The sequence below is a fragment of the Xanthomonas sp. NCPPB 2933 genome (assembly GCF_056725225.1).
This window is the reverse complement of record NZ_CM161518.1, coordinates 1,662,895-1,682,414: the sequence shown is the minus strand read 5'-3', so window position 1 is coordinate 1,682,414 and position 19,520 is coordinate 1,662,895. Positions and strand designations below refer to the sequence as shown.

The 19,520-nt window shown below is 65.0% G+C and carries 21 protein-coding genes; 15 read left to right on the top strand and 6 right to left on the bottom strand.

Annotation, left to right across the window (positions count from 1 at the left end; all coding sequences use genetic code 11):
* Window positions 1–418: 418 nt before the first annotated feature.
* The 3 genes from AC1PLU_RS06890 to AC1PLU_RS06880 form a co-directional block, all read right to left on the bottom strand.
* Window positions 419–742 (bottom strand): hypothetical protein, encoded by a 324-nt coding sequence (locus tag AC1PLU_RS06890; protein ID WP_006449248.1) that lies wholly within the window; start codon window positions 740–742, stop codon window positions 419–421.
* Entirely contained in the window at window positions 739–2,013 is a 1,275-nt protein-coding gene (gene murA, locus AC1PLU_RS06885; protein WP_074057366.1) for a UDP-N-acetylglucosamine 1-carboxyvinyltransferase, read from the bottom strand. Before murA ends, AC1PLU_RS06890 begins: the two co-directional genes overlap by 4 nt.
* Before the next feature lie 118 nt (window positions 2,014–2,131).
* On the bottom strand, window positions 2,132–2,359 hold the full coding sequence (locus AC1PLU_RS06880; RefSeq protein ID WP_016905061.1) for a BolA family protein: 228 nt from the start codon (window positions 2,357–2,359) through the stop codon (window positions 2,132–2,134).
* A gap of 53 nt (window positions 2,360–2,412) precedes the next feature.
* On the opposite strand from AC1PLU_RS06880, the gene AC1PLU_RS06875 reads away from it, so the two are divergent.
* The 15 genes from AC1PLU_RS06875 to AC1PLU_RS06805 all read left to right on the top strand — a co-directional run bounded on the left by AC1PLU_RS06875 (window position 2,413) and on the right by AC1PLU_RS06805 (window position 15,264).
* Window positions 2,413–3,414 carry a KpsF/GutQ family sugar-phosphate isomerase gene (locus AC1PLU_RS06875; RefSeq protein WP_168959300.1) on the top strand — a complete coding sequence of 334 codons (1,002 nt, stop codon included), beginning with the start codon at window positions 2,413–2,415 and terminating at the stop codon, window positions 3,412–3,414.
* 48 nt (window positions 3,415–3,462) lie between these two features.
* Window positions 3,463–4,011 carry an HAD hydrolase family protein gene (locus tag AC1PLU_RS06870; RefSeq protein ID WP_115040597.1) on the top strand — a complete coding sequence of 183 codons (549 nt, stop codon included), beginning with the start codon at window positions 3,463–3,465 and terminating at the stop codon, window positions 4,009–4,011.
* Window positions 4,008–4,583, top strand: coding sequence for an LPS export ABC transporter periplasmic protein LptC (gene lptC / locus AC1PLU_RS06865; RefSeq protein ID WP_481108050.1), 576 nt, complete (start codon window positions 4,008–4,010; stop codon window positions 4,581–4,583). Before AC1PLU_RS06870 ends, lptC begins: the two co-directional genes overlap by 4 nt.
* Window positions 4,561–5,124: a lipopolysaccharide transport periplasmic protein LptA gene (lptA, locus tag AC1PLU_RS06860; protein WP_104550254.1), complete on the top strand. Its 564-nt coding sequence runs from the start codon at window positions 4,561–4,563 to the stop codon at window positions 5,122–5,124. Before lptC ends, lptA begins: the two co-directional genes overlap by 23 nt.
* Window positions 5,124–5,843 (top strand): LPS export ABC transporter ATP-binding protein, encoded by a 720-nt coding sequence (gene lptB, locus AC1PLU_RS06855; protein WP_023904635.1) that lies wholly within the window; start codon window positions 5,124–5,126, stop codon window positions 5,841–5,843. Before lptA ends, lptB begins: the two co-directional genes overlap by 1 nt.
* Window positions 5,844–5,883: 40 nt before the next feature.
* Entirely contained in the window at window positions 5,884–7,323 is a 1,440-nt protein-coding gene (locus AC1PLU_RS06850) for an RNA polymerase factor sigma-54 (RefSeq protein ID WP_481108049.1), read from the top strand.
* A gap of 87 nt (window positions 7,324–7,410) precedes the next feature.
* Window positions 7,411–7,728, top strand: coding sequence for a ribosome hibernation-promoting factor, HPF/YfiA family (hpf, locus tag AC1PLU_RS06845; RefSeq protein WP_006451270.1), 318 nt, complete (start codon window positions 7,411–7,413; stop codon window positions 7,726–7,728).
* Between the two features lie 21 nt (window positions 7,729–7,749).
* Window positions 7,750–8,208 (top strand): PTS sugar transporter subunit IIA, encoded by a 459-nt coding sequence (locus AC1PLU_RS06840; protein WP_104550256.1) that lies wholly within the window; start codon window positions 7,750–7,752, stop codon window positions 8,206–8,208.
* Window positions 8,205–9,155: an HPr(Ser) kinase/phosphatase gene (hprK, locus tag AC1PLU_RS06835; protein ID WP_006451268.1), complete on the top strand. Its 951-nt coding sequence runs from the start codon at window positions 8,205–8,207 to the stop codon at window positions 9,153–9,155. The genes AC1PLU_RS06840 and hprK overlap by 4 nt, the downstream gene beginning before the upstream one ends.
* Window positions 9,152–10,024 (top strand): RNase adapter RapZ, encoded by an 873-nt coding sequence (rapZ, locus tag AC1PLU_RS06830; protein WP_023904637.1) that lies wholly within the window; start codon window positions 9,152–9,154, stop codon window positions 10,022–10,024. Before hprK ends, rapZ begins: the two co-directional genes overlap by 4 nt.
* A gap of 227 nt (window positions 10,025–10,251) precedes the next feature.
* The gene (locus tag AC1PLU_RS06825; protein ID WP_006451266.1) at window positions 10,252–10,644 is read left to right on the top strand and encodes a PTS sugar transporter subunit IIA; all 393 of its coding nucleotides are present in this window, start codon (window positions 10,252–10,254) and stop codon (window positions 10,642–10,644) included.
* Window positions 10,637–10,906, top strand: coding sequence for an HPr family phosphocarrier protein (locus tag AC1PLU_RS06820; protein ID WP_005913389.1), 270 nt, complete (start codon window positions 10,637–10,639; stop codon window positions 10,904–10,906). The genes AC1PLU_RS06825 and AC1PLU_RS06820 overlap by 8 nt, the downstream gene beginning before the upstream one ends.
* A 58-nt stretch (window positions 10,907–10,964) precedes the next feature.
* Entirely contained in the window at window positions 10,965–12,695 is a 1,731-nt protein-coding gene (gene ptsP / locus AC1PLU_RS06815) for a phosphoenolpyruvate--protein phosphotransferase (protein WP_481108048.1), read from the top strand.
* Between the two features lie 292 nt (window positions 12,696–12,987).
* The gene (gene mgtE / locus AC1PLU_RS06810; RefSeq protein ID WP_023904639.1) at window positions 12,988–14,349 is read left to right on the top strand and encodes a magnesium transporter; all 1,362 of its coding nucleotides are present in this window, start codon (window positions 12,988–12,990) and stop codon (window positions 14,347–14,349) included.
* A 54-nt stretch (window positions 14,350–14,403) separates the two neighbouring features.
* The gene (locus tag AC1PLU_RS06805; protein ID WP_481108047.1) at window positions 14,404–15,264 is read left to right on the top strand and encodes a carboxylesterase family protein; all 861 of its coding nucleotides are present in this window, start codon (window positions 14,404–14,406) and stop codon (window positions 15,262–15,264) included.
* A gap of 120 nt (window positions 15,265–15,384) precedes the next feature.
* Here the strand turns inward: AC1PLU_RS06805 and cydB are convergent, their stop codons facing one another.
* From cydB to AC1PLU_RS06790, 3 genes are all read right to left on the bottom strand, one after another.
* On the bottom strand, window positions 15,385–16,401 hold the full coding sequence (gene cydB / locus AC1PLU_RS06800) for a cytochrome d ubiquinol oxidase subunit II (RefSeq protein WP_481108480.1): 1,017 nt from the start codon (window positions 16,399–16,401) through the stop codon (window positions 15,385–15,387).
* Entirely contained in the window at window positions 16,401–17,798 is a 1,398-nt protein-coding gene (locus tag AC1PLU_RS06795; protein WP_481108046.1) for a cytochrome ubiquinol oxidase subunit I, read from the bottom strand. The genes cydB and AC1PLU_RS06795 overlap by 1 nt, the downstream gene beginning before the upstream one ends.
* A gap of 441 nt (window positions 17,799–18,239) precedes the next feature.
* Window positions 18,240–19,469: a membrane dipeptidase gene (locus AC1PLU_RS06790; RefSeq protein WP_481108045.1), complete on the bottom strand. Its 1,230-nt coding sequence runs from the start codon at window positions 19,467–19,469 to the stop codon at window positions 18,240–18,242.
* Between the last annotated feature and the right edge of the window lie 51 nt (window positions 19,470–19,520).

The following is a 19,520-nucleotide window of genomic DNA, read 5'->3' as shown; positions in this document are numbered from 1 at the left end:
CGGCGCGTCGTCATAGATGCAGTCAAATGCTTAGGTCAAAAGCCAAGTTAGTCGAGCGTGCGGTGCCCTCACCGCACCAGAGAGTTAGTCGGTTGCTTTCTTAAAAGCTTGTTGGTTGCTCGGCTTGCGTTGGAAGCTGACCAAACTCACCGTTATCCGAACAACATGCATCGTGCATTGCTTGCACCATGCACACCGCCCCTCTCGACTGGTCCTTGTCCGCCCACCGTCGCGGGACCTTACGCGGCATGGATGCCGCGTAAGAGCCTACACGGACGTACTTGCGGCGTGTCCTGCGAGGGTGGGCGGGCAAGGACCCTGCAACGAAGTCCCAGATCAGCAGCTCCACAAGTGGTCTATCCGCACGGACCTATCACTTGCTGCAAAAGTGATCCATCCGCGCCGACCTAGTCACGCCTTAGGGCTTGGCCGCAGCCTTGTCATCGCCAGTACTAAACACCGTGCGGCAATCCACACGGATCTGCGCATCGGTGCTGCGCCAGTAGAACAGGTCGCAATGGCGCTTTCCTTCGACGGTCTTCTTGACCGCCACCGCGTAGAACGACTGCGCAATCTCATCACGGCTGGCAGTGCCGTCGTTGTTCCAGTCCATGTCCTTGAACTCGACGCCTTGGGTGATCGCCATGCCCACCGACCAGGCGTAGGCCAGCCACGCCAGGATCAGCACGATCACGCCGAGCAGCACCTTGCGGCGGGTGGTGAAGCGTCCGCGCAGGATCATGCGGTGCGCTGGATGGTCGCGCCCAGCGCCCCCAGCTTCTCCTCGATGTTTTCGTAACCACGGTCCAGGTGGTAGATGCGATCGATGGTGGTGTCGCCGTCGGCGACCAGACCGGCCAGGATCAACGACGCCGACGCGCGCAGATCGGTTGCCATCACCGGCGCGCCGCTGAGGCGTTCGGCGCCGCGCACGATCGCAGTGTGGCCTTCGACCTGGATATCCGCGCCCAGCCGCAGCAGTTCGTTGACGTGCATGAAGCGGTTTTCGAAGATGGTTTCGTTGATCACGCCCACACCGTCGGCCACGCAGTTGAGCGCCATGAATTGCGCCTGCATGTCGGTCGGAAACGCCGGGTACGGCGCAGTGGTCAGACTCACTGCGCGCGGGCGCTTGCCATGCATGTCCAGCGTGATGCTGTCGGCGGTGGTGGTGATCGTCGCGCCGGCTTCGGTGAGCTTGTCCAGCACCGCATCCAGGGTATCCGGACGCGCGCGACGCACGGTGACGCTGCCGCCAGTCATCGCTGCGGCGACCAGGAAGGTGCCGGTTTCGATACGATCCGGCAGCACCGCGTGGTGCCCGCCACCCAGGCGCTCGACGCCCTGCACCACGATGCGCGGCGTGCCGGCGCCTTCGATCTGCGCACCGAGCGCGATCAGGCAGTCGGCCAGGTCGGTGACTTCCGGCTCCATCGCTGCGTTCTCCAGCACCGTGGTGCCTTCGGCCAGCACCGCAGCCATCAGCACGTTCTCGGTGCCGGTGACGCTGACCATGTCGAACACGTAGCGCGCACCCTTCAGACGCCCATTGCTGGTGGCCTTGATGTAGCCGTTTTCCACGTTGATGTCCGCACCCAGCGCCTGCAGACCCTTGATGTGCTGGTCGACCGGACGCGAGCCGATCGCGCAGCCGCCAGGCAGCGACACTTCGGCGTTGCCGTAACGCGCCAGCAGCGGACCGAGCACCAGGATCGAGGCGCGCATGGTCTTGACCAGCTCGTAGGGCGCGACCTGATGGGTGACCGAACGCGGGTCGACCAGGATCGAGCGGCCCTTGGCCAGCGTGCCTTCGTCGATGGTGACCTCGGCGCCGAGCTCGCTGAGCAGCTTCACCGTGGTGATCACATCGTGCAGGTGTGGCACGTTGCTGATCTCCACCGGCGCATCGGCCAGCAGGGTCGCGCACAGGATTGGCAGCACCGCGTTCTTGGCGCCGGAAATATTGACCTCACCGTGCAGCGCTTGGCCGCCGGTCACTACGATTTTTGCCATGGGATCTCAGGGAATCTGAAAAGGATGTCGGGGGGAATGAGATGGGTCGCCGGGAGCCTGTCGGGCGCTTGCGATCGAGGCGGATGAGCAGCCCGACCAGCCAAGACCCGACAAACGCTCAGCCTTCGTCGGGGGTCAGCGTCTTGAGCTGCAGCGCATGGATCGCCCCGCCCATCAACTCGCCCAGGGTCGCGTAGACCATGCGGTGGCGCGCCAACGGCGCCTTGCCGGCGAATGCGGGGCTGATCACGGTCGCCTCGAAGTGCACGCCGTCGTCGCCGTGCACGTCGACGCGGGCTTCGGGCAAGCCGGATTCGATGAGTTTACGGATGGTTTCGGCGTCCAAAGGGCGTTTCCTCATAAAATGAGCGCACATTCTACTCTTCACCCGAGTCCCGCATGGCCGTCTCGCACCTGCCCACCGCCACCGTCAGCGACGCCAGCCTGGTCGCCAGTGGCCAGCGTGTGCTGGAGATCGAGCGCGAGGCGCTGGCCGGCGTAGGCGCGCGGATCGGCAGCGACTTCGCCGCGGCCTGCCGGCTGGTACTGGCCTCGCGTGGGCGCGTGGTGGCCACCGGCATGGGCAAGTCCGGGCATATCGCGCGCAAGATCGCCGCCACCCTGGCCTCTACCGGCACCCCGGCGTTCTTCGTGCATCCCGGCGAGGCCGGGCACGGCGACCTGGGCATGATCACCGAGGCCGACATCGTGCTGGCGCTGTCGTACTCGGGCGAATCCGACGAAGTGCGCATGCTGCTGCCGGTGCTCAAGCGCCAGGGCAACCCGATCATCGCCATGACCGGCCGGCCGAGCTCTTCGCTGGCCCAGGCTGCCGATGTGCATCTGGACGTGAGCGTCTCCGCCGAAGCCTGCCCGCTACATCTGGCGCCCACCTCCAGCACCACCGCCTCGCTGGCGATGGGCGATGCGCTGGCCGTGGCGCTGCTCGATGCGCGCGGCTTCACCGCCGATGACTTTGCGCGCTCGCATCCGGCCGGCAGCCTGGGCCGGCGCCTGCTGCTGCATATCACCGATGTGATGCACAGCGGCGATGACCTGCCGCGCGTGCGCGAGGACGCCAGCCTGAGCGAGGCACTGATGGAAATGAGCCGCAAGCGGCTGGGCATGACCGCGGTGGTGGACAACGAGGGGCGGCTGATCGGTCTGTTCACCGACGGCGACCTGCGCCGCGCGCTGGACAGCGACATCGACGTGCGCAGCGCCGGCATTGCGCAGGTGATGACGCGCAACCCCCGCACCATCGGCGCCGACCAGCTGGCCGCCGAGGCCGCGCGGCTGATGGAGGATTACAAGATCAACGGTTTGATCGTGGTCGATGCGCAGCAGCGCGCGGTCGGCGCATTGAACATTCACGACCTGTTGCGCGCCAAGGTGGTTTAACAGGTTCAGTTTCAAACGTTGGAATCCCGTTCTTACCGATTCGTGCCGATGCCCTATTCCCCACTGCAGCACCTGCCCGCCGAGCTGATCGACCGCGCCGCGCGCGTCCGTCTGGCCTGTTTCGACGTCGACGGCACTCTGACCGACGGCCGCCTGTATTACGACCACGCCGGTAACGAGAGCAAATCCTTCAACGTGCTGGACGGCCAGGGGCTCAAGCAGCTCGACCACGCCGGCATCCATGTCGCGCTGATCACCGCGCGCGCCAGCCTGTCGGCGGAAAAGCGCGGCCAGGATCTGGGCCTGCATGTGCAGATCGGGGTCAAGAACAAACGCCTGGCGGTGCTGGCCCTGTGCCAGGAGCACGGCCTGTCGCTGGACCAGGTGTTGTTCATGGGCGACGACCTGCCCGACCTGCCCGCCTTGCTGGCGGTCGGCCTGCCGGTGGCACCCGCCAACGCGCATCCGTGGATCGCCGAGCGCGTGCAGTGGCACACCCAGGCCCGTGGCGGCGAAGGTGCCGCGCGTGAAGTCTGCGATGTGGTGCTGGCTGCGCAAGGCCAGGTCGAGAGCATCATCGAAAGGTTTTCCGCATGAGCTGGAACTGGCGCACCACCCTGGGCGTGGTGCTGTTCGTCGCCGCCGTGATCTCCGGCTGGTCGGCATGGCAACAGCGCGCCCGCCCGGTCGCGGCGGCGGTCGACGATTCGCGCGCCGATTACGTGTTGCGCGATTTCGAACTGATTGCGCTGGACAAGCAAACCGGCAAGGAATCGATGACGCTGCGTGCGCCGGAAATGCACCGCAACCGCGCAGACCAGACCTCGGACATCACCACGCCCGTGTTTCTGCTGCCCGACAACGCCAACCAACCGTGGACGCTACGTTCCAAGACCGGCTGGATCAGCCCCAAGGGCGACGAACTACGCCTGCGTGGCGATGTCTCCGGCGACAGCCCCACCACCGGCGCGACGCCGCCGACCACGTTCCGCACCCAGAGCCTGGACGTGTTCCCGCAGCAGAACCTCGCCAAGACCGCCGCCCCGGTGAGCATGAGCCGGCCGGGTATCATGCAGAGCGGGGTCGGCTTCGAGGCCGACCTCAAATCACGCCAGTACAAGCTCCTTTCTCAGGTCAAGACCCGCTATGAACCGAATGCTGCCCGCTAAACTGGCGTTTGCCGCGCTGCTGCTGCCCGCCCTTGCGATGGCCAAGACCAGCGACCGCAATCAGCCGATGGCGATCGATTCCAACGCCAACGATTGCAACATGCTCGACGACAGCGGCAAGTGTCGCTTCAGCGGCAATGTGGTGATCACCCAGGGCACGCTGGAAATCCACGCCGACACCGCCGATATCTTTCAGAAAAACGGCCAGACCGACCGTGTGGTGCTGGTCGGCAAGCAGGCCACGCTCAAGCAGCAGATGGACGACGGCGCGATGATGAACGGCCAGGCCGACAACATCGAATACCAGGTTGCCAACGAAGTCATCGTGCTGACCGGCAATTACAAGGTCGACTCGCCCAAGGGCACCAACGCCGGCCAGCGCATGGTCTACAACACCAAGACCGGCAACATGCAGAGCGGCGGCGACGGCAGCCGCGTGCGCACCATCATCCAGCCGAAGAATGCGGCGCCTGCGGCGGCGACGCCTGCTCCGGCACCTGCCGCCAAGCCCGCCGCGGCCAAGCCGCAGGGGAAGAAGTAATGCTGGTCGCCACCGGTCTGCGCAAGAAGTACAAGCAACGCGAAGTGGTCAAGGAATTCGGCCTCACGCTCGAGGCCGGCGAAGTGGTCGGCCTGCTCGGCCCCAACGGCGCCGGCAAGACCACCTGCTTCTACATGATCGTCGGCCTGGTCGAGGCCGATGCCGGGCGTATCGAGCTGGACGGCCGCGACCTCACCGCCGAGCCGATGTACGCGCGCGCCAAACTGGGCGTCGGTTATCTGCCGCAGGAGCCCTCGATCTTCCGCAAGCTCACCGTGGCCGACAACATCCGCCTGGTGCTGGAGCTGCGAGAAGACCTGGACAGTGCGGGGCGCGAGAAGGAACTGACCTCGCTGCTGGAAGAACTGCAGATCACCCATGTGTCCGACCAGTTGGGCGCCAGCCTGTCCGGTGGTGAGCGGCGCCGTTGCGAAATCGCGCGCGCGTTGGCCGCCAAGCCGCGCATGATGCTGCTCGACGAACCCTTTGCCGGCGTGGATCCGATTTCGGTCGGCGAGATCCAGCGCATCATCATCCACCTCAAGGAACGCGGCATCGGCGTGTTGATCACCGATCACAACGTGCGCGAAACCTTGGGAATCTGCGATCGCGCGTATATTCTCGCTGAGGGGGGCGTGCTGGCGCAGGGGGCACCAGATGCATTGCTAGCCAATCCCGACGTCCGTCGCGTGTATCTGGGGGAAACTTTCCGCCTTTGAGCGCGTCGCCGCGCCATCGATTTTCTCAGTCAGTGCCTGCATGAAAGCCCGGCTTCAGACATCGCTAGGACAACAGTTGGTCATGACGCCGCAATTGCGTCAGGCGATCAAGCTATTGCAGATGTCCACCACCGAGCTGGAACTGGAAATCGCCGAAGCGGTGGAGACCAATCCGCTGCTGGAGTGGGCCGACGAGGCCGCGCACGCGGCCAGCGAATCACCGATCGCATCGTCGTCGGCTTCCTCCACCGACGACACCCCACGCGAAGACCCCACGCCTGCAGAGCGCGACGACGACTGGTCGCAGGACGAACTGCAGTGGACCGGCTCGGGCAGCGGCGGCAGCTTCGACGATGACGAGTCCGGCGATGCCGCCGAGCGGGTGGCCGAGTCGGAAACACTGGCCGATCACCTGCTGTGGCAGCTGCATCTGTCGCCACTGTCGCCACGCGACCGCCAGATCGGCGCAATGCTGATCGACGCGCTGGACGAAGACGGCTACCTGCGCGAACCGCTGTCGGCCATTCTCGAAACGCTCGCGCTCGGCGCAGCGGTGGACGAGGCCGAAGTGCTCACCGTGCTGCACCAGATCCAGCGCTTCGACCCGGTGGGCGTGGGTGCGCGCACGCTGGGCGAATGTCTTGCGCTGCAACTGGCCGTGCTCGACCCCGCCACGCCAGGACGCGAGTTGGCATTGCAGATCGTCGCCGGCCCGCTGGAGCGTCTGCCGCGCAGCGGTGTGGCCGGGCTGGCCCACGAACTCAAGCGCTCCACCGCCGACGTGGACCAGGCGGTGCAACTGGTGCGCTCGCTGGACCCGCGCCCGGGCAAGCAGATCGGCGACCTGTCGCAGGACACCTACGTGGTGCCGGACTGCGTGATCTGGCGCCAGCGCGGCGTGTGGCGGGCCTCGCTGGCCGGCCGCGCGCAGCCCAAGGTCACCATCCACCGCGGCTACGAGAACCTGATCCGCAGCTGTGGCGAGTCAGATGCCGGCTATCTGCGTGGGCAGCTGCAGGAGGCGCGCTGGCTGCTCAAGAGCCTGGAAGCGCGCGGCGAAACCCTGCTGCGGGTGGTGCGCTGTTTGCTGAAGCACCAGTCCGGGTTTCTGGAATTCGGCGCGCAGGCCTTGCGTCCGTTGACCCTGCGCGAGATCGCCGGCGAGCTCGGCCTGCACGAATCGACCATTTCCCGCGCGATCGCGCGCAAATACGTGCGCACCCCGCGCGGCACCATTGCGCTGCGCTCGTTCTTCGCCTCCGGCATCGACACCGACAGCGGCGGCGAGGCCTCCAGCACCGCCATTCAGGCGATGATCCGGCGCCTGATCGATGCGGAAAACCCGCGCAAGCCGTTATCCGATGCCAAGTTGGCAGATCTGCTGAAAACTTCCGGCGTACCTGTAGCGCGGCGCACCGTTGCGAAGTATCGTGAAGCCATGAACATTTCCGCCTCCCACGAACGCGTGCGCATCGCCTGACGTTGCAACCACCGCAACGCCGGCCTGTGCCGGGTTTGTCGGACCACCGGAAAGGTTCATTGGCCCACCGACCAATGGAGGTATCCGATGCGTATCGAGACGTATGGCCACCAGCTTGAAGTGACCCCCGCCCTGCGGGAGTACGTGGCAAGCAAGCTGCAGCGACTGCAGCGCCATTTCGACCAGCACTGTGAAGTTCGAACGCAGCTGGCCGTTCGCAAGCCAGACCACCATGTGGTCGCCACCGTCAACCTTCCCGGTCGCACCCTGCACGCAGATGCCAGCGGCTCCACCATGTATGCGGCCATCGACCTGTTGGTCGACAAGCTCGACCGCCTGGTGCTCAAGCACAAAGAAAAGAAATGTAACCACCACGCACGCGAGGTGCGCGACAATCTCGCATGACGCTTCTCGCTTGATGCCCTCATGCCTTTAACCGATCTGATGGCGGCCGTGCGCACCGTGGTGTCGCCGGCCGCCGATCGCGACACTGTCCTGCATACCGCTGCCGATCTGCTGTCCTGTCGTCAGGCCGGCGCCGACGAGCTCTACGCCAACCTGTGCGAACGCGAGGCGCTGGGCAGCACCGCCATCGGCCACGGCATCGCCATTCCGCATGGGCGCTGCCCCAACCTCACCGAGCCACGCGGCGCGCTGCTGCGGCTGGATACGCCGGTGGCCTTCGGCGGCGATGAACCGGTGGACCTGATCTTCGCGATGGCGGTGCCTGCGCATTACACCCATCAACATCTGATGCTGCTGTCGGAACTGGCCGAGCGCTTCTCGGATGCGGAATTTCGTCTGCAATTGCGCGCCGCACCCAATGCGGACGCCTTGATGGCGTTGCTCATCGACGCGCCGCCACCACAGGCCAGCGCCGCATGAATACCAGCATCACCGCACGCGAACTGTTCGACCAGCAGCGCGACAAGCTGGCGCTGCGCTGGGTGGCCGGCCAGAAAGGCGAACACCGCGAGATCGAAGCCGGCAGCAACAATGCGCGGCGTCCGTCGCTGGCCGGCTACCTCAATGTGATCTACCCCAACAAGGTGCAGATCCTGGGCACCGAAGAGCTGGCCTGGCTGGACTCGCTGGATGCACGCCAGCGCTGGGAGACGATCGAGAAGATCATCCAGGTGCAGCCGCTGGCGCTGGCGCTCAGCAAGAATCAGTCGTGCCCGGAAGACCTGCGCGCGGCCGCGGACGAATCCGGCACGCCATTGTGGATCTCGCCCAAGCGCGGCCACGAACTGCTCAATCATCTGTCCTACCACCTGGCGCGCACGCTGGCGCCACGGGTCACGCTGCATGGCGTGTTCATGGAGATCTATTCGATCGGCGTGCTGATCACCGGCGAGGCGGGGTCGGGCAAGAGCGAGCTGGCGCTGGAACTGCTCAGCCGCGGCCACCGCCTGGTGGCCGATGACGCGCCGGAGTTCACCCAGATCGCCCCCGATGTGCTCGATGGCACCTGCCCTGAATTGCTGCAGGACCTGCTGGAAGTGCGCGGTCTGGGCGTGTTGAATGTGCGCGACATGTTCGGCGACACCGCGGTGAAGAAGAACAAGTACCTGCGCCTGATCGTGCACCTGACCCGCCCGATGACCGAGCCCACGCCGTCCGGTTACGAGCGTCTGACCGGCGATTCCGGCAGCCGTCACGTGCTGGATCTGGACGTACCGCTGATCACCCTGCCGGTGATGCCCGGCCGCAACCTGGCGGTGCTGACCGAGGCAGCGACGCGGCTGCATATCCTGCGCACCAAGGGCATCGACCCGGCGGCGATGTTCATCGCCCGCCATAGCAACCTGCTGGAGCGACGCACGCCATGAGTACCGCGCCCTCCACGTTGATGATCGTGAGCGGGCTGTCCGGCTCGGGCAAATCGGTCGCATTGAAGACCTTCGAAGATCTGGACTACTACTGCTCGGACAATCTGCCGGTGGAGCTGCTGCCGGATTTCGTGCGCAGCCGGCTGCGTGGCAACCCGCTCGGCGATCAGCGACTTGCGGTAGGCATCGATGTGCGCAGCCGCAGCGATCTCACCCAATTGGCGCAATGGCGCCAGGCCGCGCAGGAATACGGCATCGAAGCACGGCTGCTGTTTTTCGAAGCCAGCGACGAAGCGCTGATCAAGCGCTATGCCGACACCCGCCGCCGCCATCCGCTCAGCCACCTCGGCCTGGCGTTGCCGGAAGCGATCACCCGCGAGCGTCAGTTGACCGAACCGCTGCGCGCGCAGGCCGATGCCATCATCGACACCAGCGCGCTCAACGTGCACCAGCTGCGTCGCCGCGTGGTCACCGAGTTCGCGCTCGGCACCAGCGACCGGCTCTCGCTGCTGTTCGAATCCTTCGCCTACAAACGCGGCGTACCGGCCGAGGCCGATTTCGTATTCGATGCGCGCGTGTTGCCCAATCCGCATTGGGACCCGGAGCTGCGCCCGCTCACCGGCCGCGATGCCGGCGTGCGCGAGTATCTGGACAAGGAGCCCGATGTGGTGCGCTACAGCGCGCAGATCGTGGACCTGCTCGATACCTGGCTGCCGCGGCTGCGCAACGACACCCGCAGCTACGTGACCATCGCCTTCGGCTGCACCGGCGGCAAGCACCGCTCGGTGTATCTGGCCGAGCGCATGGCGCGGCATGCACGCGAACAAGGTTGGCCGGAAGTGGCGACGTTTCATCGCGAGCAGGATTGAGTTTTTTCGGGATTCGGGATTTGGAATTGGGGATTCGTTAAAGCGGTGCCTTGCAGTTCTGCGAGGTCTGCAAAAATTAGGTCGTCGCTGCAACTTCCCAATACATTCCGATGCTGCTGCCCAACAGAGGCGAACTGCAGCGCTCGCCTAAACGGCTATTCATCTCGCAACACATCGGTGCCGGCAAACGCTATCGCGCAGTCATGCCGACCTGTTAACGTTTCGGCATGGCCTGTGGCATTCTCCTCATTACTCATCCCGGCATCGGCGCGGCGTTATTGAACGTGGCGACGGGGCTGTTGCGGCATTTGCCGCTGAAGACCGAAGCATTCGATGTACCGCTGGATGCAGACCTGGACGCCTTGCTGCCCCAGGCGTCATCTGCGATGCGTCGGGTCGACAGTGGCGACGGCGTGCTGGTCATGACCGACCTGTATGGCGCCAGCCCCAGCAATCTCGCCAACCGGTTGGCCAAGCTGGGCACGCCGGTTCGCCGGGTGTCCGCGCTGAGCCTGCCGATGCTGCTGCGGGTGATGAACTACCCCGAACAAGGTTTGCAGGAGCTGCCCGCCACCGCGGCGGCAGGCACCCGCAACGGAGCGATCATCGACGATGCTTGAACGCGAACTCATAGTTTCCAACCGACTCGGACTGCATGCGCGGGCAACCGCCAAGCTGGTGCAGACGCTGTCGTCCTATCGCAGCAACGCCACCCTGGCGGCCAAGGGCCGCGAGGTGAATGCCAAGAGCATCATGGGCGTGATGTTGCTGGCCGCCGGCCAAGGCACCAGCGTGGTGGTGCGCCTGGATGGCGAGGACGAAGCCGAGGCCTTGCAGGCGCTGGTGGACCTGTTCGAGCGTCGCTTCGACGAGGACAGCTGAGCATGCGCCACCTCGCTGCGGTGCACACGGACACCACGCGGCTGCGCCAAGGCCGCGCATGAGTCTGCGCTTGCGCGGACACGGTGCCTCGCGCGGCAACGCACTCGGGCGCGCACGCGTGCGCCAGAGCCACATGCTGGAAATCGCCGAGCAGCGCGTGCCCGCCAACCAGGTGGAAACGCAGCTGCAGCGCCTGCATGTGGCCATCGAAGCGGCGCGCACCGAAATGCAGCAACTGCGCGACCGCCTGCATGGCGCGCTGGCGCGCGAGGTCGGCGAATTCCTCGAGCTGCATGCATTGCTGCTCGACGACCCGGAGCTGCTGCAAGGTCTGGACGAATTGATCCGCACCCACCGCTACAGCGCCGACTACGCCTTGCGCGTGCAGCGCGACCGGCTGGCGGCGGTGTTCGACGGCATGGAGGATGCGTACCTCAAAAGCCGTATGGACGATCTGGATCATGTGATCGGCCGCATCCACGCGTTCTTGCACAAGCGCGCGCCCGACCTCAAGGGCGTGGCCGGCGAGATCCTGGTCTGCGACAACGTGGCGCCGTCCGAACTGGCGCAGCTGCAATCGCAGGGCGTGGTCGGCATCGTCACCACCGCCGGCAATACGCTGTCGCACAGCGCGATCCTGGCGCGCAGCCTGCATCTGCCGTTGGTGGTGGGCGTGAGCGATGCGCTGCAGCGCATCGACGATGGCGATGTCTTGATCGTCGATGCCGGTTCGGGCCAGGTGATCGTCGATCCCAAACCCGAACATCTGCGCGACTACCGCGAGCGTCTGCGCGCGCTGGCCAAGGAACAGCGCGAGCTGGGTCGGCTGCGTTCCAAACCCACGCGCACGCGCGACAATGTCGATATCACGCTGCTGGCCAATGCCGAATCGCTGGAAGACGTGGCAAAAGCGCATGCGCTCGGCGCCAGCGGCCTTGGCCTGTATCGCACCGAATTCCTGTTTCTGCAGCGCAACGAGTTGCCCGACGAAGAGGAACAGTTCCACACCTATCGCGACACCGTGCTGGGCATGAGTGGCCGCCCGGTCACCATCCGCACGCTGGATCTGGGCGCCGACAAGGCCGACCGCACCGGCCTGACCCTGAGCGACGAAGACAACCCGGCGCTGGGCTTGCGCGGCGTGCGGCTGTCGCTGGCCCGCCCTGCGGTAGCGCAGGCGCAATTGCGCGCGATCCTGCGTGCCTCCGGCTACGGGCCGGTGCGCATTCTGGTGCCGATGGTCAGTGGCCGCGAGGAAATCCAGCTGCTGCGGCGGCAGATCAAGAAGCTGGCCATGCAATTGCGCGAACAAGGCCACGAGATCGCCGAGCACATTCCGCTGGGTGCGATGATCGAGGTGCCGGCTGCGGCCCTGGCGCTGGACTGCTTTATCGACGATATCGATTTTTTGTCGATCGGCACCAACGATCTGGTGCAGTACCTGCTGGCAGTGGATCGCAACAACGAGGCCTTGGGCGAGTTGTATTCGCCATTGCATCCGGCGGTGCTGCGCTTGATCGCGCAGGTGATCGCCACCGGGCGCGCGTATGGCAAACCGGTGGCGGTGTGCGGCGAGATTGCCGGCGACCCACGCTTCGTGCCGATGTTGCTGGCGTTGGGGCTCACCGAGTTCAGCCTGCATCCGGCCACGTTGCTGGAAGTGCGCCGTGCAGTGCGCGACATCCACCTGGGCGAGTTGCGCGTGCAGGGCGAAAAACTGCTGCGCGCACGCGACCGCAAGGGCATCGAGAAGTGGTTGGCGGCCGTTGCGCAGGGTTTGCTGCGCTGAGAGCACCAGCAAACCTGCTGCGCTTACCGCCAGACGGGTGCAGCCGATACTCGGCATCCTCATGTATCGCGGATAGACGCCGGCTCCGAGCGCGCCGCCCCTTCTCCAGCTGACGACCGCTCGCCAGGTTTTTTTCAGCCGCTCCGGCTTGGCGGCTGCATCGCGCAGGCGATGTTCCAGCGCGTTGCGCGCGGCACTGTATGTTTCGTCACCATGCGCAAGCGATAATGCCGTGCTGACTCAGCACCGCGTCCTGCACTAGGGACGTGTCTACTTTTCAAGGGAGCTGCGCATGGCCGAAGCCGTCCGCCACGACAAGACCGCGCGCCAGCTCCGATTGCTGTCCGACGCACTGGATAGCGGGCGCCTTGGGCCGGTACGCCGGCTGGTCAATACGCTGGCGCCGGCGGAGATCGGCAACCTGCTCGAGTCGCTGCCGCCCGGCAAGCGCGAAGTGGTGTGGGGACTGGTCGACCCGGAAGACGACGGCGAAGTGCTGCTGCATGTCGGCGACGAAGTGCGCGAAAGCCTGCTAGCCGACATGGACACCGACGAGATCGTGGCCGCGGTCGAAGACCTCGACATCGACGATCTGGCCAATCTGGTCGAAGACCTGCCCGACACCGTCATCGACGAAGTGCTCAAGTCGATGGACCGCGAGAACCGCGAGCGGCTCGAACAGGTGCTGTCGTACCCGGAGTACACCGCCGGGCGATTGATGAACCCGGACGTGGTGACGGTGCGCGCCGACGTCAATGTGGATGTGGTGCTGCGTTACTTGCGCCTGCGCGGCGAGCTGCCCGACCACACCGATCATCTGTACGTGGTGAGCCGGCGCCATCAATACCTGGGCCGCGTGTCGCTGGCCGCGTTGGTCACGCATGAGGACAACACACCGGTCAATCGCCTGATCGACGACGAACAACCGGCGATCGATGTGGGCGATGGCTCCGACGAGGTCGCACGGCGCTTTTCGGATCACGACTGGATCTCCGCGCCGGTGGTGGACGACAACAACATCCTGCTCGGCCGCATCACCATCGATGACGTGGTCGACATCATCCGCGAGCAGGCCGAGCACCAGGCCATGAGCGCGGCCGGTCTGGACGAAGACGAGGACATGTTCAGCCCGGCGCGGCGTGCGTTCCGCCGCCGCCTGATCTGGCTGGGCATCAACCTGTGCACTGCGTTTCTGGCCTCCAGCGTGGTCAGCAAGTTCGAAGGCACCATCGAAAAACTGGTGGCGCTGGCGGCGCTGATGCCGATCGTGGCCGGCATGGGCGGCAACGCCGGCACGCAGGTGTTGGCGCTGATGGTGCGCGGCCTGGCGTTGGGCCAGATCGGCTCGTCCAACGTGATGACGCTGCTCAAGAAAGAGCTGACCGTGGCGCTGATCAACGGTGTGGTGCTGGGCGTGAGCCTGGGGCTGATCGTGCTGGCCTGGTTCCAACAACCGATGCTGTCGCTGGTGATCGGCACTGCGCTGACCTTGAACATGCTCACCGCAGCGTTCGGCGGGGTGCTGGTGCCGGTGACGTTGAAACGCCTGGGCTTCGACCCGGCGCTGGCCGGCGGCGTGATTCTGACCACGCTGACCGATGTGATGGGCTTCTTGAGTTTCCTCGGCCTGGCCACGCTGATTCTGCTGCCGTAGCGCGTGCTGTGCACGTTGGGATGACACTGCAACACAAAATCGCCGCACCGCGGCATGCCAGCGCACCTGCGTGCGGCGATACTGCGGGCATGTCATCGGTTCGGTCAGGAGTGCTGCGTGATTCGTCGCTGCCTTGTTCTTGTGGTCTTCGCGCTGGTGCTTGCAGGCTGTTCCAGCATGGGTGAGCGCCACCACGATGCGCGCCGTGGCCACTTCGTCACCCGCACGCTGGAGATCGAAGGACGGCTGTACCGCTATCAGGTATTCGTGCCGGCCTCGAAGATGCCGCAGCCGCTGCCCATCGTGCTGTTTCTGCATGGCTCGGGCGAGCGCGGCGACAACGGGCGCGATCAGGCCGAAGTGGGCGTTGGCCCTTACCTGAGCGAACACACGGCCGAGTTTCCCGCGTTGGTGGTGCTGCCGCAGGTGCCCGACGACGAAGAGTGGCTGGGCATCAATGCACGCATGGCGATCGCTGCATTGGACGCGACCAGCGCCGAGTTCGCTGCCGACCCGCAGCGCACCTACCTCACCGGCATCTCGATGGGCGGCTACGGCGCGTGGGAAATCGGGCTGATGCAGCCGCAGCGTTTCGCGGCGATCGTGCCGATCTGCGGCGCGCTCAAGGCACCGCGCGATGAGCGCCGCACGCTGTACGTCAGCCTGGTGGCAAAGGAAGCCGACCCGTACACCGCCGCGGTCACCCAGCTCAAGCACGTGCCGATCTGGATGTTTCATGGCGCCAGGGACGATTCGGTACCGCCGCACGACGACCGTGCGCTGTATCGCGCCGCCAAAGGCATCGGCGCCAATGTGCGTTACAGCGAATATCCCGAGGGCAACCACAACGCCTGGGATGCCACCTACGCCGACCAGGCGATGTGGGAATGGATGTTCAAACAGCGCCTGCGCTGAGCGTGAGCGGATTGCTCATCGAGCGAAGGCTGTCTGCGCTCCCACCGCTGCCATACGCACTGCGTTTCCGTTTCAGCCCGATCCGGAGACACGGCGCAGTAACGCCGCACCTTCCAGCCATCAATGGTGATACCCGGTGTCCGCCGTGACCTTGCCGCGGAACACGCGATACGACCACACCGTGTAGCCCAGGATCAGCGGCAGTAACACCACCAGGCCGACCAGTGCGAACATCTGCGAAGACGGCGGCGCAGCGGCCTGCCAGATCGTGTAGACCGGCGGCACCAGATACGGCCACATGCCCAGCACCAGGCCCGTAAAACCGAGTACGAACAAGCCCATCGCCAACAGAAACGGCGGCGTATCCGGCCGCCCCGCCTCGGTCGAACGCCAGAGCGCGAACCCCACGAGGGCGACCAGCACCGGCACCGGCATCAGCCACAGATAATGCGAGCCGCTGAACCAGCGCTCCATCACATGCGATTGCAGCGACGGCAGCCAGGCGCTGACCAGGCCGATAAAGATCAACACGCTGATGGTCAGCGGCCGGCTCAACTGACGCGCGAGCTGTTGCACATGGCCTTCGGTCTTGAGGATCAGCCAGGTGCTGCCGAGCAAGGCATAGCCGAACACCAGCGCCGCACCGGTGAGCATCGCGAACGGACTGAACCAGCCCCAGATGCCTCCGACATAGCGGTCGTTCTCGATCGGCAAGCCCTGCACCAGCGCGCCCAGGATCACCCCTTGCGCAAAGGTGGTCAGGATCGAGCCGGCGGCAAAGGCATTGCTCCACAATCGCCGCGAGCGCTGCGCCTTGAAGCGGAACTCGAACGCCACCCCGCGGAACACCAGCGCCATCACCATCAACAACACCGGCAGATACAGCGCCGACAGAATCACCGCATACGCCTTGGGAAACGCGGCCAGCAGCCCTGCCCCGCCCAACACCAGCCAGGTTTCGTTGCCGTCCCAGATCGGCGCGGCGGTATTCATCATCAGATCCAGTTGCGCCTCGTCCTTGCGAAACGGCGCCAGGATGCCGATGCCGAGCACGAAGCCATCCAGCACCACGTACATCAGCACCCCGAAGCCGATCACCGCGAACCACGCCACCGGCAAAACACTCGTCATGTCCATCATGCGGCTCCGTCGATCGGTTCATCGGCCGCCGACAGCGGCCGTGCAGGCGTGTGCTCCCCGTGGTCCAGCTGCGGCGCGTCGTGCGGGGTCGGCCCGATCTTGCCGATCTTGACCAGGTACCAGATGCCCCAGCCGAACACGAACGCATAACCGGCGACGTACACCGTCAGCGAGATCGCGGTCATCAGCGTCGACTGCGGGCCCACCGCGTCGGCGGTACGCAACAGCCCATAGACCACGTACGGCTGCCGCCCCATCTCGGTGACGAACCAGCCCGACACCAGCGCGATAAAGCCGCTCGGCAACATCCAGCGCCAGGTCGCCAGCAGCCAGCGCCACTGCAGCAACTTGCCGCGCCACCACGCGAACGCCGACACCCAGGCCACCAGCAACATCAACGAGCCGATCCCCACCATGATGCGGAAGGCGAAGAACACCGGGGTCACCGGCGGGCGATCGGCCGCCGGCACCGAAGTCAATGGCGCGATGCTGCCGTCCAGGCTGTGGGTCAGGAGCACACTGCCCAGGCGCGGAATCGCCACCTCGTAATCGTTATGCTCTGCCTGCGCATTGGGCAGCGCAAACAGCACCAGCGGGAAACCCTTGCCCTGCGCTTCGTCATGCCAATGCGCTTCGATCGCCGCGATCTTCATCGGCTGGTGCTTGAGCGTGTTCAAGCCATGCATGTCGCCGACGAAGATCTGCAGCGGCACGGTGATCGCCGCGAAGGCCACCGCCAGCTTGAGCATGCGCAGGCCGGACTCACGATGCACTCCGCGATGCAGGTACCACGCACCCACCGCACCCACCACAAAGCAGGTGGTGATGAACGAGCCCAGCGCCATGTGCGTCAGCCGGTACGGGAACGACGGGTTGAAAATGATCTGCAGCCAGTCCTGCGGATGCACGATGCCGTCGACCACTTCATACCCGGCCGGGGTCTGCAGCCAGCTGTTGGACGACAGGATCCAAAATGTGGAAAACATCGTGCCCAGCGCTACCATGCAGGTGGCGAAGAAGTGCAGGCGTTCGGAGATACGCCCCCAGCCGAACATCATCACGCCCAGGAAACTGGCTTCCAGAAAGAACGCGGTGAGCACCTCGTAGCTAAGCAACGGGCCGATCACGCTGCCGGCGATCCGGCTCAACTCCGGCCAGTTGGCGCCGAACTGGAAGGCCATCACGATACCGCTGACCACCCCCATGCCGAACGACACCGCGAAGATCTTCTGCCAGAAGAAATACAGCTCGCGCCACACCGGCAGGCGGGTGCGCAGCCAGCGCCATTCCAGAAAGGCCAGCAGGCTGGACAGCCCGATGGTGAATGCCGGAAACAGCACGTGAAACGCGATGACGAACCCGAACTGGATTCGCGATAACAGCAAGGCATCCATGGAGAGCCCTCCTGGAAAGTGAGGAAGCATCCGCGCGCAGACGGCAGGTCAATCGCCACAAGACAGTGCGGTGTTCGATCGCAACGTCTGCGCTACGGGATCATCATAAGGACGGTCGTGCTCGTTCCCGATGCGACACGGCGTCGCATCTGCGGCAAATTGCCGCGCTTGCGCTGCAACGCGATGCTACGCCTGGCGTGCGATGCAGCACGGATTTCCTGGGCGCGAATGGGATCGGAGCGAGGCTGTTGCAGCAAGCCGCCACGTCGCTGACCAGCGCACTGAGCGCAGTCGAGCCGACCGTCGACAGCAACCGCGCGCAGGTGCCTGCCGACGACGCTGGCAGCGCCGCCGCATCCCGACGGCCGTTACCGTAAGGCACGCAACACCGCAGACCTACCCTCTCACTCTCCCATCCGAATGCAGGTGTGCTGGAAAACGCTACGGCCGCGTCCGCTCCCAGACCCGCAGGAAATTGCCGCTATACACATCGACGATGCGTTGGGTGGGCCAGCCGGCATCCATCATCGCCTGCGTGAGCCTGGGCAGATCCGCACCGCTGCGCATCCCGGTCGGCAAGCTGGAAATGCCGCCATCGAAATCGCTGCCGAAACTCAAGTGTTTCCACGGATCTTCGACAATCCCCATGTCGGCGATCTGTCGGGCGAAGGCTTCGTAATAGCCGATGACAAACGCCAGATCGGCATCCATGTTCGGCTTGCCGTCCGCCAGATAGGAATGCTGCAGAAAGTACGGCGCCAGAATCACGCTGATGCAGCCGCCGGTCTGCACGATGGCGCGGATGGCCGCGTCGTCGAGCCCGCGGTCGAGATGGCGCGACGGCCGCGTCTGCGCACCACGGGTGATGCTGCGCGATGCGCCATGCGAGGCGAAGGCCGGTACGTTGCGGCGCGCGCAAATGGCGCACGCATCGAGTATTCCCTGGCTCGACGTATGCGAAAGATCCACCAGCAGTCCCACCTCGATACAGCGCTCCACGACCTCCCTGCCGAACTCCGACAGCCCCGCGCCCTCGATCCCGCGCCACGGATTGAGCGGCGCATAGCCGGACTGGGAAATGTCGGTATGGCTGAAATGATTGAGCGTCACATAGGCGGCCCCGGCCTTGGCAGCGATGCCCAGGCGCTCCAATCGCAGCGCCTGGGTGCGGATGCCGCGTGGACCAAGCATATGCGCGCCTTCCAGCGACAGGATGGCGCAGCAAAGACCCTCGGCCCGAATCGCGCGTAGCTCAGCGGCGCTGCGTGCCAGCCGCATCCGACCGTTGCTTGCCGCCACCACCGCCTCGACATAGTGCTGGTGATCCACCCAGTGCTTCCAGGGATCGAGAAAAGGCGCGCCGATCAGGTTTTCCCATAGCGCGTGGGCGCTGAAACACGCACCTCCGTAACCGCCCGCGAGAAAGTCCGGGCCACTCACGTGGTGCATCAGCGGTTGATTGCGACCTCTCGGCGAGGTTTTGAACATCAGCCAGATGATCAGCGAGCGTCGATGCGCTTTCCAGTCGCCCTTCCAGAAATCGTAACCGGCCACGCGCGACAGATACAGGGAGTCCAGATGTGTGTCGACTGGATAGGCCAGCGCATGCACTTCTTCCAGCGTGTGGGCGGCAGGCAAGGCAGCAAAATCCTCGGACGAAACGGCACTCATGCACGAACCCCGGCGATGACTCCTGAAAAAATCAAAGAAAAAGAGCGGGCA

Coding starts and splice junctions, on each gene's coding strand:
- AC1PLU_RS06890 (WP_006449248.1), bottom strand. CDS start 742: ATGATCCTGCGCGGACGCTTCACCACCCGCCGCAAGGTGCTGCTCGGC.
- murA (WP_074057366.1), bottom strand. CDS start 2,013: ATGGCAAAAATCGTAGTGACCGGCGGCCAAGCGCTGCACGGTGAGGTC.
- AC1PLU_RS06875 (WP_168959300.1), top strand. CDS start 2,413: ATGGCCGTCTCGCACCTGCCCACCGCCACCGTCAGCGACGCCAGCCTG.
- AC1PLU_RS06870 (WP_115040597.1), top strand. CDS start 3,463: ATGCCCTATTCCCCACTGCAGCACCTGCCCGCCGAGCTGATCGACCGC.
- lptC (WP_481108050.1), top strand. CDS start 4,008: ATGAGCTGGAACTGGCGCACCACCCTGGGCGTGGTGCTGTTCGTCGCC.
- lptA (WP_104550254.1), top strand. CDS start 4,561: ATGAACCGAATGCTGCCCGCTAAACTGGCGTTTGCCGCGCTGCTGCTG.
- lptB (WP_023904635.1), top strand. CDS start 5,124: ATGCTGGTCGCCACCGGTCTGCGCAAGAAGTACAAGCAACGCGAAGTG.
- AC1PLU_RS06850 (WP_481108049.1), top strand. CDS start 5,884: ATGAAAGCCCGGCTTCAGACATCGCTAGGACAACAGTTGGTCATGACG.
- hpf (WP_006451270.1), top strand. CDS start 7,411: ATGCGTATCGAGACGTATGGCCACCAGCTTGAAGTGACCCCCGCCCTG.
- AC1PLU_RS06840 (WP_104550256.1), top strand. CDS start 7,750: ATGCCTTTAACCGATCTGATGGCGGCCGTGCGCACCGTGGTGTCGCCG.
- hprK (WP_006451268.1), top strand. CDS start 8,205: ATGAATACCAGCATCACCGCACGCGAACTGTTCGACCAGCAGCGCGAC.
- rapZ (WP_023904637.1), top strand. CDS start 9,152: ATGAGTACCGCGCCCTCCACGTTGATGATCGTGAGCGGGCTGTCCGGC.
- AC1PLU_RS06825 (WP_006451266.1), top strand. CDS start 10,252: ATGGCCTGTGGCATTCTCCTCATTACTCATCCCGGCATCGGCGCGGCG.
- AC1PLU_RS06820 (WP_005913389.1), top strand. CDS start 10,637: ATGCTTGAACGCGAACTCATAGTTTCCAACCGACTCGGACTGCATGCG.
- ptsP (WP_481108048.1), top strand. CDS start 10,965: ATGAGTCTGCGCTTGCGCGGACACGGTGCCTCGCGCGGCAACGCACTC.
- mgtE (WP_023904639.1), top strand. CDS start 12,988: ATGGCCGAAGCCGTCCGCCACGACAAGACCGCGCGCCAGCTCCGATTG.
- AC1PLU_RS06805 (WP_481108047.1), top strand. CDS start 14,404: ATGCCAGCGCACCTGCGTGCGGCGATACTGCGGGCATGTCATCGGTTC.
- cydB (WP_481108480.1), bottom strand. CDS start 16,401: ATGGACATGACGAGTGTTTTGCCGGTGGCGTGGTTCGCGGTGATCGGC.
- AC1PLU_RS06795 (WP_481108046.1), bottom strand. CDS start 17,798: ATGGATGCCTTGCTGTTATCGCGAATCCAGTTCGGGTTCGTCATCGCG.
- AC1PLU_RS06790 (WP_481108045.1), bottom strand. CDS start 19,469: ATGAGTGCCGTTTCGTCCGAGGATTTTGCTGCCTTGCCTGCCGCCCAC.